Below are 25899 nucleotides of genomic sequence, written 5' to 3' on the forward strand. Positions count from 1 at the left end.
GCGATCTCTGGGATATGGGGGTCAGCAACCTGCGGGGCGTTCACAGGCCTGTTCGTCGGCACAGCAGTTTTCGGTGAGGTAGGCCACCAGCTCGTTCATCGCCACGAACTCAGCCCGGTAGCAGATGGTCCGGCCACGTTGCTCGGCGCTGATCAGTCCCGCAGCCAGCAGTTCCTTCAGGTGGAAGGAGAGCGTGGCGCCAGGCAAAGAGAGGGCTTGGGCAATGTCGCCGGCCAGCTTGCCGGCGCTGCCAGCCTGAACCAGTAGACGGAAGATCGACAGGCGGGTGGCATGACCGAGGGCTGCCAGGGCGTGGGTTGCGTTCTTATGTTCCATGCTTCTAGAATAATCGAAGCAAAATGACAGGACAACCCCCGTGCAGCAGATCCCCAACGTGGTCCCGGGTGCCATGGACATTCCCACGGCCGCCAAGCTCAACGATCCGGCCGCGCAGCCACACCGGCCACGCATCCTGATCCTGTACGGGTCGCTGCGGCCGCAGTCGTTCAGTCGCAAGCTGGCGCTGGAGGCGCAGCGGCTGCTGGAGCAGCTTGGGGCGGAAACCCGCCTCTTTGATCCACATGAGCTACCGATGCTTGACTCGGTGCCGGCCACTCACCCCAAGGTGCAGGAGCTGCGCCAGGCCTCGCTGTGGTCGGAAGGACACGTGTGGGTCAGCCCGGAACGCCACGGCACCCTTACGGCGGTGTTCAAGAACCAGATCGACTGGCTGCCGCTGGAAGAGGGCAGCGTTCGCCCCACCCAGGGCCGCACGCTGGCAGTGATGCAGGTCTGCGGCGGTTCCCAGTCGTTCAACGTGGTCAACGCGCTGCGCGTGCTCGGCCGGTGGATGCGGATGGTGACAGTTCCCAACCAGTCGTCGGTCGCCAAAGCCTGGCAGGAGTTCGATGACGACGGTCGAATGAAGCCTTCGGCGTATTACGATCGCGTGGTGGACGTAATGGAGGAACTGGTCAAGTTCACCCTGCTGGTGCGCGGGCGCAGTGACTACCTGGTGGACCGTTACAGCGAACGCAAGGGGGCCGTCGAGACGGTGGCGCTGGCGGCCGCTGCAGGCGTGGTGGAGACCGTTTTGAACCAGGAGGAAAGTGCTTGAACGCTGTCATCTATCACAACCCCAAGTGCGGTACCTCACGCAACACCTTGGCGCTGATCCGCTTTGCCGGGATCGAACCGGACGTGATCGACTACCTGGCCAACCCACCCAGCCGTGCGCGCCTGGTCGAGCTCATTACGGCAGCGGGGTTGAGCGTGCGCGATGCCATCCGGCAGAAGGGAACGCCGTATGACGAACTCGGGCTAGGCGACGCAGCGCTGAGCGACGACGCGCTGCTTGATGCGATGCTGGCGCACCCGATACTCATCAATCGTCCTCTCGTACAAACCGATAGGGGTGCTCGTCTGTGCCGGCCTTCGGAAGTGGTGCTGGAGATCCTGCCGCCTCTGCCCGGACCGTTCCGAAAGGAAGATGGAGAGTTGGTGACCGGGCACGCCGGAAGCTCGACGCCATGATCCCATTGCCAGGCTGGGCTTGCCACCGCTGAGAACCACAGGAGGTCATGCCCGATGCCGGCGCTGAATCCCATGACAAGCGACAGCGCATGGCGCGTCTTCCTGGTGTTCCTGCGACTGGGGCTGACGTCGTTTGGCGGTCCAATCGCCCACCTGAGCTACTTCCGCCTCGAGTTCGTCGAACGCCGCCGCTGGCTGACGGACTGCAGCTACTCCGATCTGGTGGCCCTGTGCCAGCTACTGCCAGGCCCGGCCAGCAGCCAGGTTGGAATGGCGCTTGGCTTGCGCCGCGCCGGCTGGCCTGGCCTGCTGGCCGCTTGGGCCGGCTTTACGCTGCCGTCGGCCGTGCTGATGATCCTGTTCGCTTTGGGCGTTGCCAAATACCAGGCCATCATTGAATCCGGCTGGCTGCATGGCCTGAAGATCGTGGCAGTTGCAGTGGTGGCCCAAGCAGTATGGGGAATGGCCCGATCCCTGTGTCCGGATCGTCTACGGGCAGCGATGGCGGTCTTCGCGGCTGTGTTGACCTTGTCCATGCCCTCGGTCGCCGGCCAGATCGTGGTGATCATCGCTGGCGGACTGCTCGGTCGCTGGATACTGAACATCGAACCGGCTTCCGGCCAATTAGACGGCGGCTATTCCGTCTCGCGAAGAACCGGCACGGTGGCACTGGTGCTACTGGTCCTGCCGCTTGTTCTGCTGCCCTTGTGGGCGGTGGCTAGCGGCTCCCCCTTGGCCGTGCTGTTGGAGGGTGTGTACCGCGCTGGCGCCCTGGTCTTCGGCGGCGGCCATGTCGTGCTGCCGTTGCTGCAGACCGCGGTTGTCCAAAGCGGCTGCGTGAGCACGGCGGACCTGCTCGCCGGGTATGGTGCGGCGCAGGCGGTGCCGGGCCCTCTCTTCTCCTTTGCGGCTTACTTGGGGGCTATGGCCGAGGGGTCGCTCGGTGGCTGGGCAGGAGGCCTTGCGCTGTTGGTGGTCATTTTCCTGCCAGCCTTTCTTGTGCTCGTGGGGGTGCTGCCGTTCTGGGAGTTCCTGCGCCACCGCAAGGATCTCCAAGCTTCGATTGCAGGCGTCAATGCCGGGGTGGTCGGCATCCTGCTGGCGGCGTTGTATGACCCGGTGTGGACCAGCGCGATCCATGACCGATGGGATGTCGCGATGGCACTGGTTGCGTTTGGGCTACTGGTCGTTGCGCGTGCTCCGCCGGTCCTGGTCGTGTTGCTGGCTGCCGTGGCGGGTTGGGCGATGACGTGACAACGCCGCCAGGTTGGTCAAGAGCGGCTCGGCAGCGCAACCTGACGTCCGCTTCTGGCCGGAAGCGGACATGCGAGGGCGGTGTCACCGAATTCTCAGGGATGGCAGTATTTATGTTGCCGCGTAGCTTGCCAAGGTCGCAGCCTACGGCAACTCGACAACAACCTTGCCCTTGGCCCGGCCGCTCTCGACATAGGTCAGCGCGCTTTGGGTGTCCTGGAACGGGAAGACCCTGTCGATGACAGGGCGGATCGCACCGGACTCGACCAGCGAGGTGATCTCGCTCAGCTGCCAACCTTCGGCACGCATGAACACGAAGGTGTACTTCACCCCTTTCTGCCTGGCCTTGCTGCGGATGCCATGGCTGAGCAGTCGCATGACCTGCTGAATCGGCCAGGCAAGGCCGCGCGCGGCGGCAAAGGTGGGCGTGGGCGGCCCGGAGATGGAGATGAGATGGCCACCCGGCTTGAGAATCTGCAGCGAGCGGGTCAGCTCATCCTTGCCAAGGCTGTTGAGTACCACATCGTAGTCGCGCAGTTCCGTAGCGAAATCCTGCTGCTTGTAGTCGATGACCACGTCCGCGCCCAGGTCCTTGACCCATGCCGTGTTGGCCGTGCTGGTCGTGGTAGCAACGAAGGCGCCAAGATGCTTCGCCAGTTGAATCGCCACGGTCCCGACGCCGCCAGAGCCGGCCTGGATGAAGACCTTCTGGCCCGGTTTCAGCTGCGCGGTTTCCACCAGCGCCTGCCACGCCGTCAACGCAACCAGCGGCAACGAGGCTGCCTCCACCATGTTGAGATTGCTTGGCTTGCGTGCAACAGATGCTGCCTTGACGGCGATGAATTCGGCGAAGGTGCCGATGCGATCATCGTCGGGGCGTGCATACACTTCGTCGCCCGGCTTGAACTGGCGAACCCCAGCGCCCACACGCTCCACCGTGCCGGCCAGGTCATTGCCCAGAACAAGCGGCAGGCGATAAGGCAGGATCACCTTGAACTCCCCGGTCCTGATCTTGGTGTCCAGCGCATTGACGCTGGCAGCGTGTACGCGGATGAGTACATCGTCATCCCGGAGCACCGGCGATGGGGTGTCGCCGAGGTGGCCCGTCTCCTTCTTGCCATAACGGTCGATGAGGAAGGCTTTCATGAGCGGTGTATCTCTGGTGGCGTGGGTGCAGTCAGGCTGCGGGGGCAAGGGGGGGCGTCAGTCTTTGAGGAACGCTAGCGCTTCCCGGACGAACTCGGCGTGATACTGGAAAATCCCGCCATGACCTGCGTCGTCGTAGATGACCAGCGTCGCGTGGGGAATGCGGCGCGCCAAGTCGCCGCTGTTGGGGGTTGGGACCATGATGTCGCTGTCACCATTGGCAACCAGCACGGGAATGTGGATGCTGCCCAGGTCCTGGGGCGATTGCCTGCCCCAGGCGGTGATGGCCTTCAGCTGCCGTAGGAACGCGCCGGGTGAGGCCGATCTATCGCGATCGCTCCTGCGCTCCTTGAGCCGTTGCAGGAAGTCGCGCGCCGCCTGTCGGCCGCGGGCGCTGGCGGTGAAGAACAGGTAGTACTTGGGGTCGCGGCGGGTCAGCAGGCCCTTGATGATCAAGGGCCAGGACACGCGACCCACCCGGTCGATACCACGGCCACCCGCAGGCCCGGTACCGGTCAGGATGAGCCGGCGCACGAGATCAGGTGCGTCCAGCACGACCTGCTGCGCGACGAAGCCGCCGAGCGAGAAGCCCAGAAGATCGACGCGGGTCAAGCCCATCGCACGGATCAGGGCGAGGGTATCCCGCGCCATTTCTGCGATGGTCACCGGCGCCGTTCCGCCCGAACCTCCGATGCCCCGGTAGTCGATGGCGATGACCCGATGCCTGCTGGCCAGACCATCAACGATACGCGGATCGAAGTTGTCCAGCACCGCGCCCCAATGGTTGAGCATGACCAGAGGGATGCCGCCCTGTGGCCCAAGTTCACGGTACGCGAACGGCGTGCCAGCGACCTCCAGCGAGCGGGTTGGTGCATTCTCGAACGAAGTGCCCGATGCGGGGCGGGTGTCGGAAATCGTCATGGTGGCGTACCTGTGTGATCAGGACTTCAATCAACGCTGCGATAGCGCTCTGCAGCCTGCGCCTGCCGGATGTCCGAGAGCAGACCCTGACGCGACGCGTCCAGCGTGTCCCAGCGCTCAGCCACATGCAGCGGCGGAATGGTCACGGTCTCACGACGATCGAACCCGACAAGGGCCGCATCGACCAGCTCGCCGACATCCATCACCTCCGACAGCGTATTGATGTCGATGCCGGCACGCTCCCAGATCTCGGTGCGGGTTGCCGCGGGCAGCACGGCCTGTACGTAGACACCTTTGGGCGACAGCTCCAGACTGAGTCCCTGCGAGAGAAATAGCACGAAGGCCTTGGTTGCACCGTAGACGGACATGCCGAACTCGGGTGCCAGACCCACCACCGAGCCGATGTTCACGATAGCGCCTTCGCCCGCGTTGCCCAGTCGCGGGGCGATGGCCGCGGCAAGGCGCGTCAGGGCGAGGATGTTCAGCGTCACCAAGGCGTCGATGCTGTCGGCTGACTGTTCGGTGAAGCCGCCGGATTGAGCAATGCCCGCGTTGTTGATCAGGATGCCGATGCGGGCGTCGTCGCGCAGGCGGGTTTCCACGTTGGCCAGATCGGTGCGCTGGGTGAGATCGGCCGGCAGGACGTCTACGGTGACCCCGGTTTCCTGACGCAGGCGGGCGGCGAGCGTCCCCAGTCGCGCCGTATCGCGCGCGACCAGGACCAGGTTGTGGCCGCGGCGTGCGAAGCGTTCGGCGTAGACGGTGCCGATGCCGCTGGAGGCGCCGGTGATGAGGACGGCAGGAAGCATGCTCATGGTGTGTCTCTTGGAATGTCGTGGGCAAACGGGGTGTGCAGCGGGGCGATGCTGGACGGGTTACTGCGGCGTATCGGTCAATGCGGGGTAGTCGGTGTAGCCTTCCGCGCCGCCGCCGTACAACGTGGCAGGGTTCAATGCGTTCAAGGGCGCGCCGGTCTTCAGGCGTTCAACCAGATCGGGATTGCTGATGAAGGCGCGACCAAACGCAACGAGGTCCACCTTGCCCTCGGTGAGGCGCGTGCTGGCAAGGTCCAGGTCGTAGCCGTTGTTGGCCAGATAGGTCCCCTTGAAGCGACCGCGCAGCCCATCGAAGTCGAAGGGCGCGACGTCACGTGGCCCGCCGGTCGCGCCTTCGACCACATGCAGGTAGACGATGCCCAGCGCGCTGAGCTGGTCGACGATGTAGTCGTACTGCGGCTGCGGGTCGCTGACGGTGGCAATGGCGTTGGCCGGGGAGACCGGCGAGATGCGCACGCCGGTGCGGTCCGCGCCAATCTCCTCCGCTACGCCGGCGGTGACCTCCAGCAGTAGGCGCGCGCGGTTCTCGATCGAGCCGCCGTACGCGTCGGTGCGCTGGTTGGCGCCGTCTTTGATGAACTGTTCCAGCAGGTAACCGTTGGCACCGTGAATCTCCACGCCATCGAACCCGGCGGTGATCGCATTGGCGGCGGCCTGGCGGAAGTCGTTGACGATGCCGGGCAGCTCGTCGATCTCCAGCGCACGCGGCTCGGATACATCAACAAAGCCGTTATGGACGAAGGTCTTGGTCTGCGCACGAATGGCCGAGGCGGAGACAGGCGCGGCATTGCCGGGCTGCAGGTCCACGTGCGAAATGCGGCCCACGTGCCACAGCTGCACGAAGATGCGCCCGCCACGGGCATGCACGGCATCGGTGACCTTGCGCCAGCCATCGATCTGATCCTGCGTGTAGAGCCCCGGCGTGTCCTGGTAGCCCTGGGCCTGCGCCGAGATCTGGGTGGCCTCGGTGATGATCAGGCCGGCCGAGGCGCGCTGGGCGTAGTAGGTGGCGGCCAGCGGGGTGGGTACCAGGCCGGCGCCGGCGCGGTTACGCGTCAGCGGTGCCATCACGATGCGGTTGGCCAGGGTCAGAGGGCCAAGGGGATAGGGCTGGAAGAGTGTCGTGGTCGTCATGTGGTGTGGGGGCGTAATCGTTGAGAGGGCTGTTACGGAGAGGCCTAAGCCGTGGGCGCTGCAACTTCACCTCAATGATGTCGACCGTAATCTTAAATGTCAATGGATTGATGATGCCCATAATCTATCCGTGCTATAGTGCCATTCTTCCGCAGTACAGCGTCACGAGACATCGGGTCATGAAGGTCACCAAGGCACAAGCGCAGGCCAACCGGGCGCACATCGTCGAAACCGCATCCACGCTCTTCAGGAAGCGGGGCTACGACGGGGTGGGTGTTGCGGACCTGATGGCGGCCGCCGGCTTTACCCACGGCGGCTTCTACAAGCATTTCGGTTCCAAGGCCGATTTGATGGCCGAAGCCGCGAGCTGTGGCTTTTCAAAATCTGCCGAGGCGCTGGCTGAGGTGGATCAGCGGGCGTTTCTGACCTACTACCTGTCCCGAGAGCACCGGGACGGGCCCGGCGACGGCTGCACGATGGCCGCGCTGTGCAGTGACGCCGCTCGTCAGTCAGCGTCGGTCAGGGCGGCCTTTGCGGCTGGTATTGAAGCTCAGCTCACAGGAGGTGCAGACCAGAAAAATGAAGCCGATACGGCCACCGTTGAAAGCAATCGCGCGCGGCAGATCGCCCTGATCGCTCAGGCGGTTGGGGCCATCGTATTGTCGCGATCCTGCCCGGATGATGCGTCGCTCGCGGATGAGATCCTGGACGCCTGTCGGGAGGACATTCTGGCGCGGCTGCCCAGTGGAGCCGCTGCTGGAGGCCCTGCCTCGCGGTTGCAATCGGGTCAAGCTCCCCGCCGGACGGATCACAAGCCTAAGAAGGGCCCGATAGGGTAGTGCTGGCGTGCGGAGCCATCCTTGGATAGCGGAGGCTTGTCTCCTGGACCATTGCGGATGTTCGCTCTTGGCCGGAAGCGGCCCCTAGTCCAACGGGTAGGGCAGGGGCGACGTCCCCCCGGGATTGAGTAGCACGACGGGTTGGAGTCCAATCCTCAACGACAAGGAGATTGGACGTGAAGAAGCGCTTTTCCGAAGAACAGATCATCGGCTTCCTGGCGAAAAAAGTGGTGACCGCACCGGTGCGCAGGTTGCTGGTGCGGAGCATGGTCGAGAAAGGGCTCAGTGAGCGGCGTGCGTTGGTGGTTGCACGCATGAGCGCCAGCGCGCTGCGTTACGAGCCCAGGCCGGACCACAACGTTGAACTGCGTGAGCAGATCGCGGCCCTGGCACACCGGCATCGACGTTACGGCGTGGGCAAGATCCATCTGAAGCTGCGACAGAGTGGGTTCGTCGTGAACTACAAGCGTGTGGAGCGCCTGTATGAGGAAGCTGGCCTGCAGGTGCGTCGCAGGAAGCGCAAGAAGGTGCCTGTCGGTGAACGTCAGCCCTTGCTGCGCCCGTCCGCCGCCAACCAGGTTTTGCCGCAGGTGATCAGGACAGACAACGGCAAGGAGTTTTGCGGAAAAGCGATGGTGGCGTGGGCTCACGAGAAGGGAATTGCCCTGCGCCTGATCGAGCCGGGGAAGCCGAACCAAAACGCTTACGTTGAGTCCTTCAACGGGCGGCTGCGCGCGCTACGGATAGGCATCAATCGATCTGTCCGGCATATTTGGCTCTGGCATCTCGCCAGTCGGTAAGTCGCCGCCCCAGCCCAACTACAACGCCTTGGCCGGCGTTTCGGCCGCTCCTCAGGGGGGCAGGGGACTGTGTCGTTGTGAGTCGCTCAGCCTCCAGCCCTCGATAGCCTGGCCACTTGCGGGTCGTTCGATCACCGCATGTTTTAGTATGGCGCTCTAGACTCAAGGTGGCCTAGGAGATCGGATTGCAGCTCAGAGCCTGGATGACCCGAGCATGATCTAGGGCGCTTGGAAGGACGCCTCGAATTTCAACATCCGAGAGCCCCATAGACTGGCCTGAAACCCATCTTTCTGTGGAAAGTTCGTATTCCATGCATCCTCCTCGAGTCAAACGTTTCTGCGTTGCGGCATCCATGCATCAACATTTTCTGCAGTGGTTCGTCTCACCCCAAAAATTCTCTGCCTCGAAAGCTGAAATCTCTGCAATGGCGAGCTAAAGATGTCTGCAACGAACATGAGCTGTGGGTTTCTTTAGATCGCGCCCAACACTAGGTGCTTGATTTAGTTGCGAAATGGCCGGGAGCGTTCGTCGCACACGCTCAGCCCGACTGTTAGAGACATGATTCAGAGAAAAAGCACAGTGCAGGGACACGATCCTGCAAACATCGTATGCGTCAGTAGCCTAAGCGGACCCCATCAGGTGGTCCAAGCCTAACTGCGGGCTGCTGCGCCCTATCGTCCATAGACTATAAAATACCTTTCAGATCAATGCGTTGCGATTGCGCGGCGTTTCTCTGCGTGCTAATTCTGACAGGCCGCGCTATGCGGAGACCTTTGATCGGCGGAGAAAACAGCTATGGCCTGACGCAAATGGATGCCTTCGGCTAGAACGACGAAAGGCCAGGGCGGCAACCCTGACCTCTCTGGACAACCGGATAATCCGCCGATTGGGGCTAGCCTTTCATGCCTCTCTACTTGTGTCAATAGTGGGGCGGGCATCTTTTGCCTCGGGTCCTGAGGGCCCAAGTATGAACTCTCCAATGAGAGCCGCGCGACCTGTTAGAGACCTGGTTGTGAAATCGGGTGAGTTGGTGATGTGCAGCTCGAGACTGTGCCGCATCGTGAGTTGCACAGCGCCTGACAAAATTCACATCCAAATAGAAGGGACTTCAGAGTACCAATGGGTAGGCGTTGGCGATCTTTCCTCGTACAACCAGGAGGTCACTGAAAAGAAGATTCGGCACGTCGCCAGTACGGACGCTGCTCAGGAGGCAGTAGCTTTGCAATGGGCAAAAGCGCTCGGAGCAGCGCTGAGGGCGCACGGCGCTAGGTTGTCTAAGCGCACGTGCGATGAAATCGCCGGGAAATTCGATGTTTCGGCGAAGACTGTCAGACGTCGCTGGCGGCTGTACTGCTACAACCCGCTACCGGCATCTCAGTTGCCGAGCCTGCCTGGTCCATCGCCGAAGGCCAGGCTTCTGCCACCCCTCGTGGAGAGCTTGATCGCCGCCGCGATCGACGAGATCTATCTGGTCCGTGAGGCAAGCTCAGTTGCAGCTGTCGTTCGAAGGTGTGCACAGCTCTCGCGGGATGCGGGTGTAGCAGCCCCCAGCTACGCGGCGGTCAAGGCGCGTGTCCGTGCACGAGATCCAATGCAACTGGCTGTGAAGCGCCTTGGGAGCCATGAAGCTCGTGCAAAGCAGGCTCCATCGATCCGAGGCTTGGACACGTCATACCCCCTTGAGGTCGTCCAAATTGATCACGCAGTCGTCGACTTGATGGTGGTTAGTCCACTGACACGGCAGGTTATCGGGCGGCCGTGGATCACGCTCGCTATCGACGTCTTCACTCGTTGCGTTGTTGGCTACTACATGAGCTTTGATCCGCCCGACCAGACTTCAGTTGCGCTGACACTTGAGCACAGCTGCCTGCCGAAAGAGCGGTGGCTTGAATCCATTGGGCTAGATGGCAAACTCAAGTACTCAATCTTCGGAAAGATGGCTCGAATCGCGTGGGACAACGCGAAGACATTCAAAACAAAGGCGCTGCTCGCGCAATGCGAGCGCTACGGAATTGAGGTCCGTCCCAGACCAGTCCGCAGGCCTCACTACGGCGCCTATATCGAACGCTACATCGGCACGATGATGGGCGCGGTGCATCTCCTGCCTGGGACAACTTTCTCCAACTCAAAGCAGCGAGGTGACTATCCATCGGAGAAGAAGGCGGTACTGACCATCGCGGAACTTGAGCAGTGGCTCGCGCTCCAGATCGCGGGCGTATATCACAACTCTCCGCACAGTGGGCTGGGCGGAAGGACTCCATTGCAGGTGTGGGATCAGTCGTGGTCTAGCGAGCAAGGCTCCACCCGCTTTCCCCCTATGATCGGCAACCCCCGCGACTTCACACTAGGCTTCCTGCCGGCCGCCAATAGAAGAATAGGCCGGGCAGGAATTCAGCTGCACTCGCTTCACTACTGGGATCCCGCCCTTTCACCATTCATCAATGATGGTATTGAACATCGAGTGCACTATAGCCAGCGCGACCTCAGCAAGGTGTTCTTGTATGCAGCTGGCGACTACATCGATGTGCCACTACTAGATCGTTCTAGGAACCCATTTTCGCTCTGGGAACTTCGCGACATCCGAGCTCATATGAAGGAGCAAGGCAAGAAAGCTGCTTCGGAGAGCGAACTGTTTGATGCACTTGAGCGTCAAAGGGAAATCCTGCATCAAGCCGCGACCAGCTCAAAGAAAGCTCGCCGTAAGTTGGCCAGGTTGCCGCCGGTAGTACCCAAGGCGGTCAGAGAAGAAGTCGATTATGCAGAGCCCGCTCTACCAATCCCCTCCAGTGAGGGCCTGGTGGAATGAACCTGCCTGAAGATATCGGTCGCACCCATCCCCATCTAGAGGGCGATCTTCCGTTCGTGCTGAGTTCCCACTCAGTAAGGATTTTGAAGGCTCTGAGCCAGCTTCGCGTGGGCGAGTACCGACGCAGCCGGCCTGTGTGCCTTCACATTGCAGCAGCTGCCGGCAGCGGAAAGAGTCGGCTCCTCAACCACTACATGTCCCAAGTCTCTTCCGTTCGGGAAGCGACGGGGTCGCGTTACAGAGAGGCGATCTTGATCGAGGCACCTTATGACGGCAACTGCATGAAGATGTGCCGGTCCATCATCAATGCGTGTTTGCCCGGGTTTCCCATCCGCAAAACCCAGAACATACACGAGCAGGTCGCTGACGTGTTGCAGGCATCGGGGGTAAAACAGCTTCTGATTGATGAGGCTGGACATATTCTCAACGCTGGGAAATCTGGCCAGCAATACACTCTTGCACTCATCAAATCCATCTGCAATCTGGGCATCACGGTATGCATCGCAACAACAAGGAACATGGTCAATGCGCTGGCTGCAGACGAGCAACTGGCATCTCGGTTCAAAAGGGTTGAGCTTCCCGTTTGGTCAGAATCCAACGAGTTCCGTCAGTTCCTGGCCGGCATTGAAGTCGAGCTGAAGCTTCCTGAGCGTTCCCACCTGGACAGCAAGACCATGATTCGCTGGCTGGCGGCCCATGACTGCTGCGTTACCTTCAGATTGTTGGAGGTTGTCCTCGGCGCAGCCCGTCTTGCCAATTCGCGCGGAGAAGGGCGCATCTCAGTCGAGTTGCTCGACGAATTCTGGAAATCCGGGTTCGGTGTCGAGGAGAGATCCCATGAGGATTGAGGATCTTCCCGCAGCCGCAGAGCCCTGCATGGGCGAGAGTGTGTACTCGTGGTTAGACGCTACCAGGCTACAGCTTGGTCTTGAGGAAGCTGAGTGGAGGCAATGGTGTGAGTTCGAAGCAAAAGAGCCAGAACGCCGAATCGGTGGCGCTGAATGGGGCCGACTTCCGCCTGAGCTGGGGCGAATTGAGCGCGTCCCAGCCTCATGGCGTATTGCAGCTGAGTGGAGGTCGGTAGGGTGCGCTATGTGTACTGCGCCGACCCAAAGCGGTACTCGGTATCCGGTTCTAGTTGATTGGTTGGATGCCAGAGCTATCGCGTGCTCCCGACACCGGCTGTTGCTCAGCTACGCGCCCTGCCGGGATGCAATGCCCCTGGATGCCAACGAAGAGCTGGTGTCCCTCTGGCAGTGGCTCGAGGAGTGGCGTCATGGCCGGGTGAACGGGCAAGATGCCAGGCTTCGGAGAGACCTCGTTCTAGCGTCCGCTCGCAACTGGGGACCCGGCTCTGGCGAGATTGCAAGCGCCGAGCTGGCTTGGTCAATCGAAGGGGCCGGGTGGGCACTCCCTAAACCGCACAGAACATACCAGCCGCTAGGCCCAGCAAGGGTGGGGCGCCTTGCACCCAATGACAGGGCGGCAGCATTATTGGGTGCGTACAGGGCGTGGACGGCACTTGCCGCCGCTTCAGCCCAAAACCTGCCCAAGTGGCCGCTCGCCGCTTGGGAGTGGCTCGCGCGGCGGTGGCGTCATGGCGACCGACGCTTAGAGGCAATGCTCGTGGGAATCGTGATCGCGAGCCGGGGCGGGTCGCGGCGTTGAACGGGATGGGCCGACAGAGACTTGCCTGAATAGGCCAGTGGTGCGTGCAATCTCTAACGCCTTGACCATCATAAGATCCATCCTTGAGCGCACAGTTGCGAGGCGCTATGAGTGCTGCCCTGGACGCCGGCGCCGTTAGAGATTGCACGCGCCCGCCCCTGGGACGACCTTGTCGCCCGCGAGCTGGGCGATCCATGAAGTGCCCCCTATGGCGGGAACTGGTGGATAGGTCGGTTCCGGACAAGAGAACTGCCCAAACTAGGAAGCTGCTTCCATTGATGTTGTTCCGCCTCGTCGACAAAAGTCCTAGTGCTTAACGATTAGGGTGCGTTATCGGGGGTAGGGTATGGCAACTCCCGACCCATAGCAGACGTCCGCTCGCTCCGATCAAGCATGGCTCTCTGTCCCGATATCTGGGGCTGGCTACACATCGGCTCGCAAGCCGCACTCAGCGCCCCGAAGATCGAGAGGTAGTGGATCACTATACGATCCGCTCTGGATAAGGAGCATGGCTGGATCCAGAGGTCCGGCTTTCAAGTACCTAGGTGTAAAGGAGGCTTACTCAATTGCGGGTCTACGAGAAGACGCATAATGCGGGTATGGGGCTAGCATCACATGGAACGGCCTAAAGGCCACAACAAGATTTAGGGACAGCGCTTGAATCAGCGGCAACTTGATCTACCAGGCCTCTTAGGCTTGGCCGACGACCTCGACGACCTCGACGACCTCGACGACGATGGCGGCGTGCGAGCCCGCGTGCATGATCGGGGGGAACTCCACCTGCATATGAACGGCGCCGTCCCTGTGTCGACCATCCGGGAGATCATGGCCGACGAAGCAACTTCGCTTCCGGCAGGGTTCGATTTCGAGCGGGACATGACTCGCCTTGTCCCTTGCAAATCGCTGGCGGAGTACCTCACGCCGTGGCAGGTGTTGCGGCTCTTCCCCAAGAAGCGCGCAAACCTCGACCGCCTCGCCCATGCCGTTCTTGCGAGCCTGGCAGAAAACGCCGTTCGTTTCGTCGAGCTCCGCAGCAGCGTCCTGTACTTGACCGGACTTCAGAGCTGCACGCCGGCGCAAGCATTGGAACGCCTCATCGAGTCGACAGGCAGCGCTTCTCAGCAATACGGTATCAGGCGGGGCTTGATCCTCACCGTAACCCGGGGCGACTACGGCGCCTCCAATCTCGCCACGCTCTTGCAGGCCTACGAGGACATCGGACGGCCGAAGGATGTCGTTGGGCTCGACCTTGCGGGAGATGAAGAGACGCCCTATTCGGCTGAGCTGCCCGCGATCATTCGTGAGGCCAAGGACCGGTACGGCTTCGGCATCACGATCCACGCTGGAGAGACTGGGCGCGTAGAGAATGTGCGAGCGGCCGTAGAGCTCTTCCACGCTGATCGGATCGGCCACGGCACGGCTGCAGTCAAAGATCCTGACTTGATGGATCTGCTGGCTACCAAGGGGGTCTGCGTCGAGGTCTGCCCAATCAGCAACCGGCTGACGGGCGCCGTTCCCAGTGATGAGGCCCATCCTCTGCAGGAGTTCCGACGCCGTGGTGTGCCGTTCGTCATCTGCTCCGACAACCCGGCGATCCATCAACGCGGCCTGGCTGACGACCAAGCCGCCGCTATGGCCGAAGGCTTGTCCATCTGCGACATGCAGCAGCAGTACGAAGTGGCCAAGCGCTTTTCATTCATGGAGGGTCTGAAATGAAGATTCGATTCATGTCCGGCAACGAGCACAAGATCAAGGAAGTACAACGCATCCTCGGCCCGATTGGGGTGGGCGTCGTGCCTGTATCCAGAAAGATCGAGGAACTGCAGACTCAGGACGTCCATGCGCTCGTGCGGGACAAGCTAATCAAGGCGTTTCACGAGATTGGCCGCCCCCTGTTCGTCGAGCACACAGGGCTGTATCTCCGGGGACTGAACGACCTTCCCGCAGGCCTAACCCAGATTTTTTGGGACCGATTGGAAGCCAGGCGCTTCGCGGATCTCGTGGCCGCTCTTGGTGACGACAAGGTCATCGCAAAGACGGTTCTTGGGTACTGCGACGGGCGCCAGATGCACCTGTTCGAAGGCGCAATCGAGGGGACGGTTCCGCGCGCACCGGCTGGGCCGGAGGATTTCCAATGGGACTGCGTGTTCATACCTGACGGCTACACGACGACGTTTGCCCAAATGGGTACCGGAAAGGACGACATATCCATGCGCCGCCTAGCATTGGACAGGTTTGCTGCCCACCTTAAAATTTCGAGAGTCCCGACATGAGAGCTGAACTTCTAGATGCCCACAGCAATGGCAAGCTAATGCTATTTGTCGGAGCTGGTGTGTCTGCAAACCTTGGTTTGCCGAGTTGGAGCCAACTGATCGCGCATATTGCCGAGGAGCTGGGCTACGACCCGGCGGTGTTTGCCACCTATGGGAACTATCAGACTCTGGCTGAGTTCTACAAAAAGAAAAGAGGTGGCCTCGGCGAGCTACGGAGCTGGATGGACCGCGAATGGCACAAGCCTTCCACGAACATCAAGACCTCCGATATTCACCGGCTCATCACCCTGGGCAACTTCTCGCGGATCTACACCACCAACTACGACCGGTGGCTTGAGATCGCTCACGCCGAGTTCGGTGTGAAGTACGACAGGATTGCCAGCGTAGCGGACATGGTCGCTGTCAGAGACGGTCACCGCCAGATCATCAAGTTCCATGGTGACTTCGCAGCCGACGAGTCTATCGTTCTCGACGAGACCAGCTACTACCAGCGACTGACCTTCGACACGCCGCTGGACATCAAGCTCCGCAGCGACGTGCTAAGCAACTCTGTCCTCTTCATTGGCTACAGCCTGACAGACTTCAATATCCGGCTGCTGTTCTATCGCCTGACCGAAATGTGGAGGAAGTCGCCGCTCGCTTCGGCGAGACCAAAGTCGTACGTCTTCACCAATCGCCCGAACCCGGCGGCAGAAGAAGTTCTGAGGCACTGGGGAATTGAGATGATCGTGTCCGATCAGGACGATCCCAAGGCAGCGCTCACGGACTTCCTGCAAGAGCTTGTGACCTGACGAGCCGAGCAGGCTCGCGCCGTCCGTCGCAATGCTAGGCACAGCATTTGGTCACGATTGCAGCCAAGTACATGACTTCAAAAGCATCGTGACAATCATTGCTGGATCGCGCAGAGAAGCTGCCTGAGCAACTACGAATCTGGCCTGCATCAGCGTCCAAGATAGCGGCAGTCTTGAGGCGGCCAGGTGGCGTGAAGACCGCTGCGTCTGCTTCTGGCCGGAAGTCGACATAGGCAGGGCAGGGGATTAGGAAGATCTATCGTGGGTGCCGCAGGACACGTCCATTATGGGGTCAAGCGGTCATGGCCCCGTGGGTCTTCATCTTCCCATTCCAGCGACGACTGGGCTCTGAGGAAGCGCGATGTTTTGAAACGAGGAATGTAAGGTTGCCGCCGAGCTTCGTTGAGCAAGCGGTGGAACCACCAGTGATCGGGCGAGTTAGCATCCACCCCGGGAAGCGGAATGAACTGATACATGCCAGGTAGAGCGCCATCCTCGTAAACCACGTGGCGGTTGTAGACGGGCTCGATATAGCGATACAGCGCCCAAGTGACGTTGTTGATAAGTTCTGCGAGCCAGCTCCCGTAGTAGATGAAGACGTTCTCTCCCAAGTGCTCACGGAAGTCGTCCAGCGCGAACGGAATCTGAGCCAGAGGAACGTGGTGGCCGTGCACGGCAAGCAGGGTTTGCACCTGCTGAGAAACGCCGGTCAGGCGCGCCAGATTGTGCTTGGCTTGGTTTCCCGCAATTTTCAGCAGCTGCAGGCGGGTGACCGATAGCCTTGCATGGACGTTAATGCTTCCAAGCCAGAACTTGGGGTGGATCACCTCATGAAGCCAGGAGCGAAGGTCTGCGGCGGCGCTGGCGAGCTCCAGAGCGGAGCCCGGGTCGGACAGCTGTGGATGCGCGCCGGCTTTCTCCAACACCTCCAAGCAGGACATCTTCTCTCCCAGCAACTCCTTGCTGCCCCCTTCGTGGACGAAATCCAGCAAGCGGATGTAGAACAAGTCGCGGTGAGGCGTCGACTTGAAGCGCACCTGCATTTCCCCTGGATAGCTTGCCAAAGGCAAGAACTCCATCAACAGCCGATTCACCAGGTCACGCAACGCGTCAAAGGCAACGCTTAGGCCGATGGCTTCCAGGGTTTCTGGGGAGGAGGGGGTAGACATGATTATAAAGAGGGATGGCTTCGTGCAATCATGTCCGATCTACACTTTGGTGAACAGTGATGGACCAGGTCAAGCATTCGCTCAACACCTTGAACCACTACGCGGATGCTTTTCGGAATATGGTCAACGCATGCGTGAGATTGCGCGGAGAACCCGTCGCACGACTAAAGCTGGAGAAGGAGCTCGACTGGAGCTTTCTGTGCGTGGCGATGGACATCCTGGGCGATGCCAGCTTGGCCATAGGCAACGTGCTAGTGTTTGGCCTGGATGGCCCAACCCGGTACAACAATGATGGGGAAAAATACCTGCGACTTTATGGCCTGCTGGGAGCCACCTATAGCCAACAACGGGCCGCCCTTAAGCTCCACAAGCTGACCAACTGCCCAAACGTCAACGGCCTTGGGGAGAAAGCCAGGCGGCTGAGGGCCACCATTCTCCGCCATCAGATCGCCGCCCACAGCTTGGACAACTTGGACGAGAGCGGGCGGGTTACTGCCGCCTTTGTGCCGGTGCGCATTGAACTTGGAGGCTTCAATTGCACAGTGACCCAGAACCGGGGAGACACGTTTGAGCGGCACGATCTGTTGGAAGACATCCGCGAGCACTGCGACTTCGTGGTGACGGTCCTAGACGAGGTGTTTGCGAAATGTGCCGGAACCTTCTTCAAAGAAGACGCGCCAAGGCACGCTGAGCATTTAAGGACACTTCAGGGGCTCCGCGGGATCCGAGATGGGGACGTCGTCATGCACGCGGGTGACATCAGGATTGTGGTGAACGCCGTAAAGCCCAAAGGCGCTGGCCCCTAATGTGTTGAAGCGCACGAACCCGGTCTCTTCTCTCGATCTAACCCTAGAAATCGATCACCAAGCGCCGGCGGCCAATTTTGGAAAAGGCGATCATCCAGAGGTTCAACTCGGAGAAATGCATGGACTCGTACCAACTAAGGGGCGCGCACATCGGGCCCCAGAACGTCATTGAAATCACCGCTGACTGCCACGCTTCGTACGTCAAGGCCAGGCATTGCCTTATTGACGCTGGCAATTTTGAGCGTCGCTATGAGCTGATGATGGGCAATTTCCTCGCATTCGAGGAGTTCTGTGCGGTATCGCATCTCCGTAACGAAATGCGTATGGATTGGGGTTATGAGAGCGGAGACGCGCTCATAATGGAGGCCAACCGCCACATCATTAATGTCTTCACTAGTGGAAAGACCTACGTCGATCAGGTCGGGCGCGACTTCAAGTCATTCGGCGACGCGGGCGAGTTCGCCAGCAACGTCAAGGCGCTAGCAAGTGCCTCGTATGACGCTTCGCATGACTACCGAATGACGTGCCAATTGCGAGATCGGGCGCAACATCGCGCTTTACCTGTTGATGGCTATGACGGGTCGAAGGATGAGATCGGGTTTTACACCAGCAAGGCCAAGATCGCGGCAGATCGTGGTAGCTTCAAGAAGCTAATTCTCGATGAGGCGTCGGACAAGATCTATCTCCGTCAGACTTTGCGGGGCTACATGCGGGAGTTGAGCGGGATGCACGTCGCATTGCGCTCTCTGGTCGAGCCCGAGGTGGTTGCCAGCCGTGCCTTACTGGCCGCTGCGATCGCACAATACGCGCAGGGCCAGAAGGAGAGAAGCCATGTCTCATCGACAGGCATTGGGCTTGAATCGGTCCATTACCGCAACAACGCGAGTATCGATGCGGTGCCGCTTCTGCTGAACTGGGACGACAATCGCATACGTTTAGCGCAGAAGAACCGCTTTCAAATACGATTCCCGGCCTAGACTACGAGCGCAACTGCCATGACAACCGCGATGGAGAGCTTCTTCCAGCTACTGAAACGGGAACGGATCAGGGGGAGGATCTACAGCAATCACGACGAGGCACGTAGCGCCTAATTGAAAGTGTCGTAGTCGAACCGGCACCTGCGAAGCACTTCCGTTGGAACGTATTCGGCCCCCAGTCCGTTCACGCGGCCACGTTCCGCGATCAGGTGCAGGTTCTTCCTTGCCCGCGACGCGACCACGTACATGAGGCGCTTTGCGCTGTTGCTTCCATCGGCATCCGCAAAATGCGGGACCATGCCCTCGAGCAACGCATAAGCAATGACCGTGTCATATTCATCCCCTTTGATGCCGTGGATGGTTGACAAAGTGATCCCGGAACGGTCCCGGAAAACTCGACGGAACGCATCGATCTCTCCGATGAACTCGGCGCCCTCTTTTCTAAGTCGCGCGACCCGGGTGGAGGAACTCTCGAAGAAGGAAACGTACTGGTCTAGAAGTGCTGGAAAGGCGGTGAAATCGACGCCGAGTGCGGAGAACAGGGCGCCAAAGTACAGCTCAACGTATTTCAAGCCATCGGTTTCAACCAGGGCAATGCTATTGGCCTCCCGCAGAAGTCGCTTGGGCGTCATACCCGGCGTCGACACCCCGGCAGCCTCCAGCTCGACGAGGATCTCCTTGGCCCAGCGCAGCCTGCGGACATACAGCGCGGGCGATGCGTTGGTCAGCGCTATGCGAGCGACCTTGTACCAGAAATTGTCAATGTCGCGAGCAAAAGGCACCATTCCTGGCCCGTCGAACTCGCAGTCTGGCATTCTGCTCACCAGCCGCCGGGTCATGCCCGCAAGATGCACCCACTGCGGCGCGAGCACGCAGATCTCCGAAGGCTTGATCCCCAGCGTGTCGATGTTGTAACGGATTAACGCTACAAGTTGGTCCTCGAGGCCATCCTTACTAGTCGTCGCATCGTAGGTGATGATGCTGGGATATGCCTTGTGCTTGGACGCGGCCTCGATCGACGCCCCGTAGAGGTCGAAATGGCCGAAGTAGTCGATGATGCGGCCCGAGGATCGATAGTTGTGGGTAAGCTCGGCTTCCTTGAAGGCGACGCCCGACAGCGCGGCGAAGTCCTTGGGTGAGATCGCGAACCCTCCAAGCGACTGGAAGATGGCCTGATTGGGATCACCGACGACGAACGCCCGGGTTCGTCCCGCGCCTGCAGCCAGAATCTCGGAGACGATCGAGTACTGGATTTCCTTGGTGTCCTGGTACTCGTCGATGAGGATAAAGGGGAAGATGCCGGACAGGAGCTTCGCGATCGACGGGTTTTTCGAGATCAGCTCGTAGGCGTAGTAGAGCATCAGCTCAAAGTCGATTTTCCGATCATTCGAGAGCGTGTGAAGATAGTCCTGGAGGATCCCGTTGAGGGCGGCGTGCTTGCGCGAATCCTGGCAGGTCAGAATGTATCCGTCTTTGGTGAAGTAGAAGCCGCAGTCCCAATAGGTCACCTTGGGGGAGCGATAAGGCGCGCACAACTCGGTCAGCAGCTTCTCGGAGTCGTTGCTGCTGGCCACCGCGAACCCGTGTTTCAACTCGTCGTGGTAGATCCCGTAGGGCCGCAGTATCCACTCCAAGCAGAAGGAGTGGATCGTTCCGATCCAGAGGCGGGACGCATCGACACCGAGCCGTTCGATGCGCTCCTTGATTTCGTCGGCCGCCCGGTGCGTATATGTGATGGCGACGAGGCATTGCCGCGGGGACTCCAGCTTCGACAGCTCTTCGACGATCTTGAACGTCAGCGTCCTGGTCTTGCCGCTGCCAGGACACGCGACCAAGAAGACGCTGCCGGCCTCGCGGATGGCGTCCTTCTGCGGGTCGTTCAGATCGTGGTTGGCCCAAATGGTCATGTCAGCCGGCCTTGTCAAGGATTCGGTTGATCGGATCGGCGGTGAAGGTCACCAGCATCAACGCCTTGATCCCGGGCAGGTCCATGTCGCCTGCCCGGAACAACTTCAGGGCCTCGCGGGTGCTTTGGATGACCTCCGGCGTCGACAGGCCCGATTTCTCGATGCACGCCACGCGGAAGCTCAGGATGTGGAACCAGACGTCCGTCGAAAGCACGGGGCGCAGGAAGTGAATCGCCTCCACGATGTAGTCGGGGATGTTGACCTGATGGTCGATCCGGTTGCCAAGCGCGATGGCGAACCAGCCTTTCCCTTCGTAGTTCGCCATCAGCAACGCACGCCTACCGAAAACGGCGATGTCCTTGGATTCCAGCTCGGCCTTGGCTGTTGCGATCGTTGCCGGGTCCTTGTAAACGCTGGCGATCGCCGAAACGACCTGGTCAGCGTTGCCGGCGTCGACGAAATCGACCTCGAAGGTGTGAGGGGCATAGAAGCACTCAACCCATGGATTTTCGTGCGAGAACGCGTCCAAAGCTGTCTTCCGTGCGACTCCCTTGGTCTGCGCGCTGGCGCACTTGGCCTTGAACTTGGACAGCGCGGCATCGTCTGTCGCGGTAGGCGTGGTATCGAAGAAGGTCGCGTCCAGGTCGGTGACGATTGCGCAGCGCTTCTTGATCCGGTCGCCATGGAACAGCACAGCGACGTTCTGGAAGCCCGTGCTGCGGATGTTGATCAGGCTGATGCCCAGCTCGTCGAGCGTGATTCCAAGCACCTTCTTGACCAGCGTGGGGATCAGGATCTCCTCGGCGTCGCCCTCCACCAGCATGACGCTTTTGGCGAACAGCAGGTTGCTGCGAACCGCGTCCAGGTACCGCTGGATGTTGCCGATGTCGACGGGATCGAGGCCGGCAGTCGGCTGGTAGGTCTCACAACCGTCGCCGACCTTGCCGAGGATATTCATGTTCTCGACGGTGCTGGCCTCGGAGATTTGGGTGGAGTGTGTCGAATAGATGATCTGGGTATCGGCGAAGTTCAGGCGATCGAACAGCGTTTTCTGGATATGGGTGTGAATGTGTGCTTCCGGCTCCTCGATGAGCAGGAAGTTGGCGAATGATTGGTTGGCTTTCTGATACTTGAACTCGAGCAGCTTCAGGGTCAGGTAGATCAGGTTGGCGCCGCCGAGACTGAGCTCGTGGACCGCACCCTCGTAGCCGTTCCCCGCTTCGCCCACGAATAACTTGAGCGACTGGAAGAGCTTGTCGGCCTCATCGGAGAGGTCTGACCGGATCGACATCGAAGAAGGCGAATAGGCTTCGCCCGCGGCCTCCTTGATGGTGTCGACGATGTCCGAGCGCACGGTCTGGACGTCGTCGAGCCCTTCGATGGCATCGTTAAGATCCTTGACCTTTTCAGTGATGGGCAGGAGCGTGACGGGATCGATCTCGCCACTCTTGCGCTTTAGCAGGTTGAGCAGCGGGTTGGTTCGATTGTTCTGGAACTCGGCAATGACGTCTCTGAGCGCCTGCACGAAGGTGAAAGAGATTTCTTTCGAGACAGAGAGCATGACGGGGACGCGCACACCGATTGCGGGGTGGTCCAGTTCCTTCCCAAACGAGGAGTTCTTGAAGTCGCCAACGATCTCGGCGTAGACGGCGGGATCGTTGAAGTCCGCCTCGCTTTTGCCGGTGAAGAGGGTCTCGTAGTCCTCAATCGAGACCCCGGAAAGTATGGCCGCCATCCCGTCGTGGTCTCCGGCGGTCAATTCCGACAGGCGACGGCGGATATCGGCCGTCGGCCGGAAGATCAGGTTGTACGTGGCCCTGGAGACGGTACCGGCACCGACGTTGCCGGTGCCATGTAGGAAGAGCGACTGGATGGCCTCGTCTTGCGAGATATCCTGAAACTCGATGCTGATGATGATCCAGTGGCCTTGCCAGCGCTCGAGGCCTCGGTGGAAATCGTTCTCGTCGAGGCGGTGCGCTGAGCGCAGCAGATTGTCGTCCAGCAGGAGCCGGATCGCCCGGAATAGGTTGGTTTTTCCGGATCCGTTCTCGCCGATGATGGTGTTGATACCCTTGTTGAAAATCAGCTTCGCGTTGGCGAAATTGCGGTAGTTGACGAGGCTGATCTTGGAGATATGCATGACTGTGTCCTGTTTCCTGTTTACCTAGCCTATATCCGTCAAAATGGGCCTTAGCCGACGCAGTAATAGGCGGGATGCACTACTTGAGTAAGCGTGCCGCTGGATTGTCCTCAGCGGCACCCGCCTGAAAGTACCCAATTACGCTCGCCACCGATCGGTGCTCGGTCATAGCCATAACCGCTGGGAGTGGAACCCCTTGCTTGCCCGCCTCGGTCACGAACCCCGATCGCAGGCTGTGCGCCCCAAAGTCCCCCTCCAAGCCCGCCAAACGAGCCCGCCTCTTGATTATGGTAGAGATGGAACCCGGGAGAAGGGGAGGGCCGACCCGTCCCTTCCAGATTCGCCGGAAGATCGCCCCCTCGACGATCCGTGCGGCGTCCAGCCAAGCTGCCAAGGCCTCGGCACTGCGCCCCAGGATCGGCTTGTCCGGCGTCGAATCCGCTTTGACCCCTGCCTGCTGGGTCTTCGAATACTCCAGCCGGTAGATGTAGACGTCGTCACCGACCTTGCGCAGGTCGCGCAGGTCCGCGGCGGCGATTTCGCTACGCCGGCGCCCGCCGCTGGAAAAGCCGAAGCAGAGCATGGCACGGTCGCGCAGGCCTTCCAGGCTGTCATCGCAGGTGGCCAGCATGGCTTCCAGTTCGGCCCGGGTAATGGCGGTCTTCTTCGTGGGGCGCTCGCCGCGCTTCACCGCCGCGCGCCGGGCGCGGCTGAGCAGGGTGCGGACACTGGGCAGTTCGCACGGGTTGGCTAAGCGCTTGAGCTTGTGCGCGGTGGACAGCACGGCGACGCGCTGGACGACGGTTGAGAGCTTCAGCGGACCGACCTTGGCCTTCAGGCCGGCGGCCACCAAGGTCTCGTCGATCGCCGGAGGCAGCTCGCTGACCAGGCCCGTCTTGCTCTTGCGCTGGATGTGGTCGACGAGGAACTGGATCACCACGGCCTCGCTCGCCGGCAAGGCCAGCTCGATCCCATAGCGGGCCTGGTGCCAACCGGCCCAGTAGCGTAGGGCCGTAGCATAACTGCGGGTGGTATTGGCCGCAGCCGCTTCGGCGAGCAGTTCACGCACTGCGTCGGCGGCCTGTTGGGCCAGTTGCTCGGGGAGCACCAGGTTCGCGGCCGTCGCTGCCACGCTAGGAAATGTGCTAATTCTCTTCATACTATGTAATGTACGTTATGAAACAGAGCATCTACTAGCGATAATCATCACTTATCGCCAGTACGTTACCAGCAGAGGAGGGCGCCAGTACAGGAGACTTCGCATGGCCCGCGGCATCACCGAATCTGACGTCCACACCGCCGCCGACGAACTGGTGGCCAAGGGCGAGCGCCCAACCGTTGAGCGAATCCGTGCTCACCTGGGGACCGGCTCTCCGAACACGGTCACTCGCTGGCTGGAGACTTGGTGGATTCGACTCGGCACGCGCCTGCAGCCACGACGTCCGGACTTTGAAGACGCCCCGGCGGTGTTGGCGGAACTAGCCGGGCAATGGTGGGAGCTGGCGCTGACGCACGCTAGGGAGGCGGCCCTTCGAGAGTTCGCAGAGACTGAGCGGTCACTGGCTACCCAGCGTGAAGCGCTGGATGCCAGGTCACGGCTCGTGGCTGACGAACTGAGTCAAATGCGCTCAGAGCGCGCCTCGGCTATCGCCGGCGAACGCATAGCTAGTACGCAAGCGGCCGAACTGGAGCGGTTGGTCGATCAGCTACACCTGCAGATCTCAGAGCTAACGGAGCAGCGGGATCTTGGGCTTCGGAGAGCCGATCGAGCTGAGGCAGCAAGACAAAATCTTGATGCCAGGCTTCATGAAACGCTGGAAACGGCAAAATCTGAGCGAGAGGACTGGACCGAGTACGTCAGATCTGTCGAGAATCGAACGCTCGGCGACGTGGATCGATCTCGGCAGGAGGCGAAAGATCTCCAGGCTCAACTCAACAATCAGGCCAAAGCCCAGAGGGCAATCGAGGATCAGCTACGCCAGGAGCTGCATGCAGCCCAATCTGCAGCCATCTCGGCCGGTCAAGCTGCCGATGTTCTCCGGGGCAGGTGCGAGGCACTTGAGAAGCAACTCAGCAGTCTACGAGAACTTCCGGCGCAACTGGAGGCAGCCTTCAAGCGGAACACACCGAAGCAAGCGATCCCAAGGTTGCGCCCACGGCGCCAGAGCCCGAAGTCGACATGAGCGTAACCGCCGAAGGGTCCCCGAACAGATGAATCGATCTTCTGCGGCTTTCCGACGCATGCTGGCTGCATCGACTGTCGCCTGCACGCGCGCCACAACCTGATCGTGATGAATCGCCGGTCGCGCATCGGCAATGGCGCGCTCATTTTTTGCTCGGAACCACTGGTTGTAGCTCTCGGCCACAGCTGACTCAGATTTGGAACTGCTGAAATTGAACCTGACCATGGAGGAACCGTACGCCAACCGTCTTACGAACAGGGTCGAAGGCAGCTACAGCCGACACTTCCTTATTTAGGATGGTGTCCCTGAATGCCTCAAAATTCCCAATGAAATCAAGAAGGGGCACGATCCTAAGCAAAAGGACAAGAATCAGGAAAACTGACACAGCGCCAGCCAGAGCCAACGAAGCGTCGTATCGAACGAAACGCCTTTTCGCATAATGTATATTATGTAAACTCACAGATGGAGCCAGGCAGCTCTCCACCAACGCCTGGACGCCAACCCAGCTGACTTGTTGAGCGCTGCGAATTTGGGGCAGCTTGCGCGGCAACTTGTAGCAATTGATGCGCTGAGCTACGTGCAGTCCCAATGACTCGCTGTGATCTTGGTGCATCACCAATGGTGCGTCGCGAATCTGTTGCATCTCCAATGATGTTGCCAAGGCGTTGCAGCCACGCGCTTTCGAGAGCATCTAATTTGGGAGACGGCTATGACC

The 25899-nt window shown here is 60.4% G+C and carries 23 protein-coding genes and 1 pseudogene; 13 read left to right on the top strand and 11 right to left on the bottom strand.

Annotated features, from left to right (window positions below; genetic code table 11):
- Positions 1-21: 21 nt before the first annotated feature.
- Positions 22-336, bottom strand: a complete 315-nt coding sequence (locus GDJ08_RS00935) for an ArsR/SmtB family transcription factor (RefSeq protein WP_005407579.1) — start codon at positions 334-336, stop codon at positions 22-24.
- Positions 337-376: 40 nt separating this feature from the next.
- Between GDJ08_RS00935 and arsH the strand changes: the two genes are divergently transcribed.
- Genes arsH through chrA form a run of 3 tightly spaced genes read left to right on the top strand, consistent with a single transcriptional unit; the run spans position 377 to position 2787 of the window.
- Positions 377-1117 carry an arsenical resistance protein ArsH gene (gene arsH / locus GDJ08_RS00940; RefSeq protein WP_153164097.1) on the top strand — a complete coding sequence of 247 codons (741 nt, stop codon included), beginning with the start codon at positions 377-379 and terminating at the stop codon, positions 1115-1117.
- A complete protein-coding gene (gene arsC / locus GDJ08_RS00945; RefSeq protein WP_153164098.1) occupies positions 1114-1533 on the top strand; it encodes an arsenate reductase (glutaredoxin) in 420 nt (139 codons plus the stop codon). The genes arsH and arsC overlap by 4 nt, the downstream gene beginning before the upstream one ends.
- A 54-nt stretch (positions 1534-1587) precedes the next feature.
- Positions 1588-2787 carry a chromate efflux transporter gene (gene chrA, locus GDJ08_RS00950; RefSeq protein WP_153164099.1) on the top strand — a complete coding sequence of 400 codons (1200 nt, stop codon included), beginning with the start codon at positions 1588-1590 and terminating at the stop codon, positions 2785-2787.
- Positions 2788-2931: 144 nt separating this feature from the next.
- Here chrA and GDJ08_RS00955 read toward each other — a convergent pair whose 3' ends face one another.
- The 4 genes from GDJ08_RS00955 to GDJ08_RS00970 are packed head-to-tail and all read right to left on the bottom strand — an operon-like array spanning position 2932 to position 6824.
- Entirely contained in the window at positions 2932-3933 is a 1002-nt protein-coding gene (locus GDJ08_RS00955; RefSeq protein WP_153164100.1) for an NADP-dependent oxidoreductase, read from the bottom strand.
- 57 nt (positions 3934-3990) lie between these two features.
- Positions 3991-4854: an alpha/beta fold hydrolase gene (locus tag GDJ08_RS00960; RefSeq protein WP_017355492.1), complete on the bottom strand. Its 864-nt coding sequence runs from the start codon at positions 4852-4854 to the stop codon at positions 3991-3993.
- Positions 4855-4880: 26 nt separating this feature from the next.
- A complete protein-coding gene (locus tag GDJ08_RS00965) occupies positions 4881-5669 on the bottom strand; it encodes an SDR family NAD(P)-dependent oxidoreductase (RefSeq protein WP_017355493.1) in 789 nt (262 codons plus the stop codon).
- 60 nt (positions 5670-5729) lie between these two features.
- On the bottom strand, positions 5730-6824 hold the full coding sequence (locus GDJ08_RS00970; RefSeq protein WP_153164101.1) for an alkene reductase: 1095 nt from the start codon (positions 6822-6824) through the stop codon (positions 5730-5732).
- 179 nt (positions 6825-7003) lie between these two features.
- Here GDJ08_RS00970 and GDJ08_RS00975 point away from each other — a divergent pair, with 179 nt between their 5' ends.
- The 7 genes and pseudogenes from GDJ08_RS00975 (at position 7004) to GDJ08_RS01005 (ending at position 16002) form a co-directional block, all read left to right on the top strand.
- The gene (locus GDJ08_RS00975; protein WP_206147277.1) at positions 7004-7663 is read left to right on the top strand and encodes a TetR/AcrR family transcriptional regulator; all 660 of its coding nucleotides are present in this window, start codon (positions 7004-7006) and stop codon (positions 7661-7663) included.
- Between the two features lie 149 nt (positions 7664-7812).
- Positions 7813-8397, top strand: a pseudogene (locus GDJ08_RS00980) (IS3 family transposase); the annotation flags it as partial.
- A gap of 1079 nt (positions 8398-9476) precedes the next feature.
- The gene (locus tag GDJ08_RS00985) at positions 9477-11270 is read left to right on the top strand and encodes a Mu transposase C-terminal domain-containing protein (RefSeq protein WP_165699748.1); all 1794 of its coding nucleotides are present in this window, start codon (positions 9477-9479) and stop codon (positions 11268-11270) included.
- The gene (locus GDJ08_RS00990; protein ID WP_153164103.1) at positions 11267-12118 is read left to right on the top strand and encodes a TniB family NTP-binding protein; all 852 of its coding nucleotides are present in this window, start codon (positions 11267-11269) and stop codon (positions 12116-12118) included. The genes GDJ08_RS00985 and GDJ08_RS00990 overlap by 4 nt, the downstream gene beginning before the upstream one ends.
- Before the next feature lie 1516 nt (positions 12119-13634).
- Positions 13635-14654 carry an amidohydrolase family protein gene (locus tag GDJ08_RS00995; protein WP_206147279.1) on the top strand — a complete coding sequence of 340 codons (1020 nt, stop codon included), beginning with the start codon at positions 13635-13637 and terminating at the stop codon, positions 14652-14654.
- On the top strand, positions 14651-15211 hold the full coding sequence (locus tag GDJ08_RS01000; RefSeq protein ID WP_153164104.1) for a non-canonical purine NTP pyrophosphatase: 561 nt from the start codon (positions 14651-14653) through the stop codon (positions 15209-15211). Before GDJ08_RS00995 ends, GDJ08_RS01000 begins: the two co-directional genes overlap by 4 nt.
- Entirely contained in the window at positions 15208-16002 is a 795-nt protein-coding gene (locus tag GDJ08_RS01005) for an SIR2 family protein (protein WP_153164105.1), read from the top strand. The genes GDJ08_RS01000 and GDJ08_RS01005 overlap by 4 nt, the downstream gene beginning before the upstream one ends.
- Before the next feature lie 284 nt (positions 16003-16286).
- Here GDJ08_RS01005 and GDJ08_RS01010 read toward each other — a convergent pair whose 3' ends face one another.
- Positions 16287-17171: a hypothetical protein gene (locus tag GDJ08_RS01010; RefSeq protein ID WP_153164106.1), complete on the bottom strand. Its 885-nt coding sequence runs from the start codon at positions 17169-17171 to the stop codon at positions 16287-16289.
- A gap of 59 nt (positions 17172-17230) precedes the next feature.
- On the opposite strand from GDJ08_RS01010, the gene GDJ08_RS01015 reads away from it, so the two are divergent.
- Both GDJ08_RS01015 and GDJ08_RS01020 read left to right on the top strand, forming a co-directional pair.
- On the top strand, positions 17231-17977 hold the full coding sequence (locus tag GDJ08_RS01015; RefSeq protein ID WP_153164107.1) for a hypothetical protein: 747 nt from the start codon (positions 17231-17233) through the stop codon (positions 17975-17977).
- Between the two features lie 119 nt (positions 17978-18096).
- Entirely contained in the window at positions 18097-18954 is an 858-nt protein-coding gene (locus GDJ08_RS01020) for a hypothetical protein (RefSeq protein ID WP_153164108.1), read from the top strand.
- 110 nt (positions 18955-19064) lie between these two features.
- Here GDJ08_RS01020 and GDJ08_RS01025 read toward each other — a convergent pair whose 3' ends face one another.
- The 3 genes from GDJ08_RS01025 to GDJ08_RS01035 form a co-directional block, all read right to left on the bottom strand.
- A complete protein-coding gene (locus GDJ08_RS01025; protein ID WP_153164109.1) occupies positions 19065-20861 on the bottom strand; it encodes a UvrD-helicase domain-containing protein in 1797 nt (598 codons plus the stop codon).
- Between the two features lies 1 nt (position 20862).
- Entirely contained in the window at positions 20863-23001 is a 2139-nt protein-coding gene (locus GDJ08_RS01030; RefSeq protein ID WP_153164110.1) for an ATP-dependent nuclease, read from the bottom strand.
- Between the two features lie 79 nt (positions 23002-23080).
- On the bottom strand, positions 23081-24160 hold the full coding sequence (locus GDJ08_RS01035; protein WP_153164111.1) for a site-specific integrase: 1080 nt from the start codon (positions 24158-24160) through the stop codon (positions 23081-23083).
- A 103-nt stretch (positions 24161-24263) separates the two neighbouring features.
- On the opposite strand from GDJ08_RS01035, the gene GDJ08_RS01040 reads away from it, so the two are divergent.
- The gene (locus GDJ08_RS01040; protein ID WP_153164112.1) at positions 24264-25184 is read left to right on the top strand and encodes a DNA-binding protein; all 921 of its coding nucleotides are present in this window, start codon (positions 24264-24266) and stop codon (positions 25182-25184) included.
- On the opposite strand, the gene GDJ08_RS20355 is transcribed toward GDJ08_RS01040, so the two are convergent.
- Together GDJ08_RS20355 and GDJ08_RS01045 are read right to left on the bottom strand one after the other, a co-directional pair.
- A complete protein-coding gene (locus GDJ08_RS20355; RefSeq protein ID WP_324616636.1) occupies positions 25080-25409 on the bottom strand; it encodes an antitoxin PaaA2 family protein in 330 nt (109 codons plus the stop codon). The two genes, GDJ08_RS01040 and GDJ08_RS20355, sit on opposite strands and share 105 nt — an antisense overlap.
- On the bottom strand, positions 25375-25875 hold the full coding sequence (locus tag GDJ08_RS01045; RefSeq protein ID WP_165699749.1) for a hypothetical protein: 501 nt from the start codon (positions 25873-25875) through the stop codon (positions 25375-25377). Before GDJ08_RS01045 ends, GDJ08_RS20355 begins: the two co-directional genes overlap by 35 nt.
- Between the last annotated feature and the right edge of the window lie 24 nt (positions 25876-25899).

The sequence above is a fragment of the Stenotrophomonas nematodicola genome (genome assembly GCF_009467805.1).
GTDB classification, from domain to species: domain Bacteria; phylum Pseudomonadota; class Gammaproteobacteria; order Xanthomonadales; family Xanthomonadaceae; genus Stenotrophomonas; species Stenotrophomonas nematodicola.

Excerpts from the sequence above, each read along its gene's own strand:
- GDJ08_RS00955 (WP_153164100.1), bottom strand. The coding sequence starts at position 3,933 with ATGAAAGCCTTCCTCATCGACCGTTATGGCAAGAAGGAGACGGGCCAC.
- GDJ08_RS01000 (WP_153164104.1), top strand. The coding sequence starts at position 14,651 with ATGAAGATTCGATTCATGTCCGGCAACGAGCACAAGATCAAGGAAGTA.
- GDJ08_RS01030 (WP_153164110.1), bottom strand. The coding sequence starts at position 23,001 with ATGCATATCTCCAAGATCAGCCTCGTCAACTACCGCAATTTCGCCAAC.
- chrA (WP_153164099.1), top strand. The coding sequence starts at position 1,588 with ATGCCGGCGCTGAATCCCATGACAAGCGACAGCGCATGGCGCGTCTTC.
- GDJ08_RS01015 (WP_153164107.1), top strand. The coding sequence starts at position 17,231 with ATGGACCAGGTCAAGCATTCGCTCAACACCTTGAACCACTACGCGGAT.
- GDJ08_RS01045 (WP_165699749.1), bottom strand. The coding sequence starts at position 25,875 with ATGCTCTCGAAAGCGCGTGGCTGCAACGCCTTGGCAACATCATTGGAG.
- GDJ08_RS00970 (WP_153164101.1), bottom strand. The coding sequence starts at position 6,824 with ATGACGACCACGACACTCTTCCAGCCCTATCCCCTTGGCCCTCTGACC.
- GDJ08_RS01010 (WP_153164106.1), bottom strand. The coding sequence starts at position 17,171 with ATGTCTACCCCCTCCTCCCCAGAAACCCTGGAAGCCATCGGCCTAAGC.
- GDJ08_RS00935 (WP_005407579.1), bottom strand. The coding sequence starts at position 336 with ATGGAACATAAGAACGCAACCCACGCCCTGGCAGCCCTCGGTCATGCC.
- GDJ08_RS00990 (WP_153164103.1), top strand. The coding sequence starts at position 11,267 with ATGAACCTGCCTGAAGATATCGGTCGCACCCATCCCCATCTAGAGGGC.
- GDJ08_RS00975 (WP_206147277.1), top strand. The coding sequence starts at position 7,004 with ATGAAGGTCACCAAGGCACAAGCGCAGGCCAACCGGGCGCACATCGTC.
- GDJ08_RS01035 (WP_153164111.1), bottom strand. The coding sequence starts at position 24,160 with ATGAAGAGAATTAGCACATTTCCTAGCGTGGCAGCGACGGCCGCGAAC.
- GDJ08_RS00960 (WP_017355492.1), bottom strand. The coding sequence starts at position 4,854 with ATGACGATTTCCGACACCCGCCCCGCATCGGGCACTTCGTTCGAGAAT.
- GDJ08_RS01025 (WP_153164109.1), bottom strand. The coding sequence starts at position 20,861 with ATGACCATTTGGGCCAACCACGATCTGAACGACCCGCAGAAGGACGCC.
- GDJ08_RS01005 (WP_153164105.1), top strand. The coding sequence starts at position 15,208 with ATGAGAGCTGAACTTCTAGATGCCCACAGCAATGGCAAGCTAATGCTA.
- GDJ08_RS01020 (WP_153164108.1), top strand. The coding sequence starts at position 18,097 with ATGGACTCGTACCAACTAAGGGGCGCGCACATCGGGCCCCAGAACGTC.
- GDJ08_RS00965 (WP_017355493.1), bottom strand. The coding sequence starts at position 5,669 with ATGAGCATGCTTCCTGCCGTCCTCATCACCGGCGCCTCCAGCGGCATC.
- GDJ08_RS01040 (WP_153164112.1), top strand. The coding sequence starts at position 24,264 with ATGGCCCGCGGCATCACCGAATCTGACGTCCACACCGCCGCCGACGAA.
- GDJ08_RS20355 (WP_324616636.1), bottom strand. The coding sequence starts at position 25,409 with ATGGTCAGGTTCAATTTCAGCAGTTCCAAATCTGAGTCAGCTGTGGCC.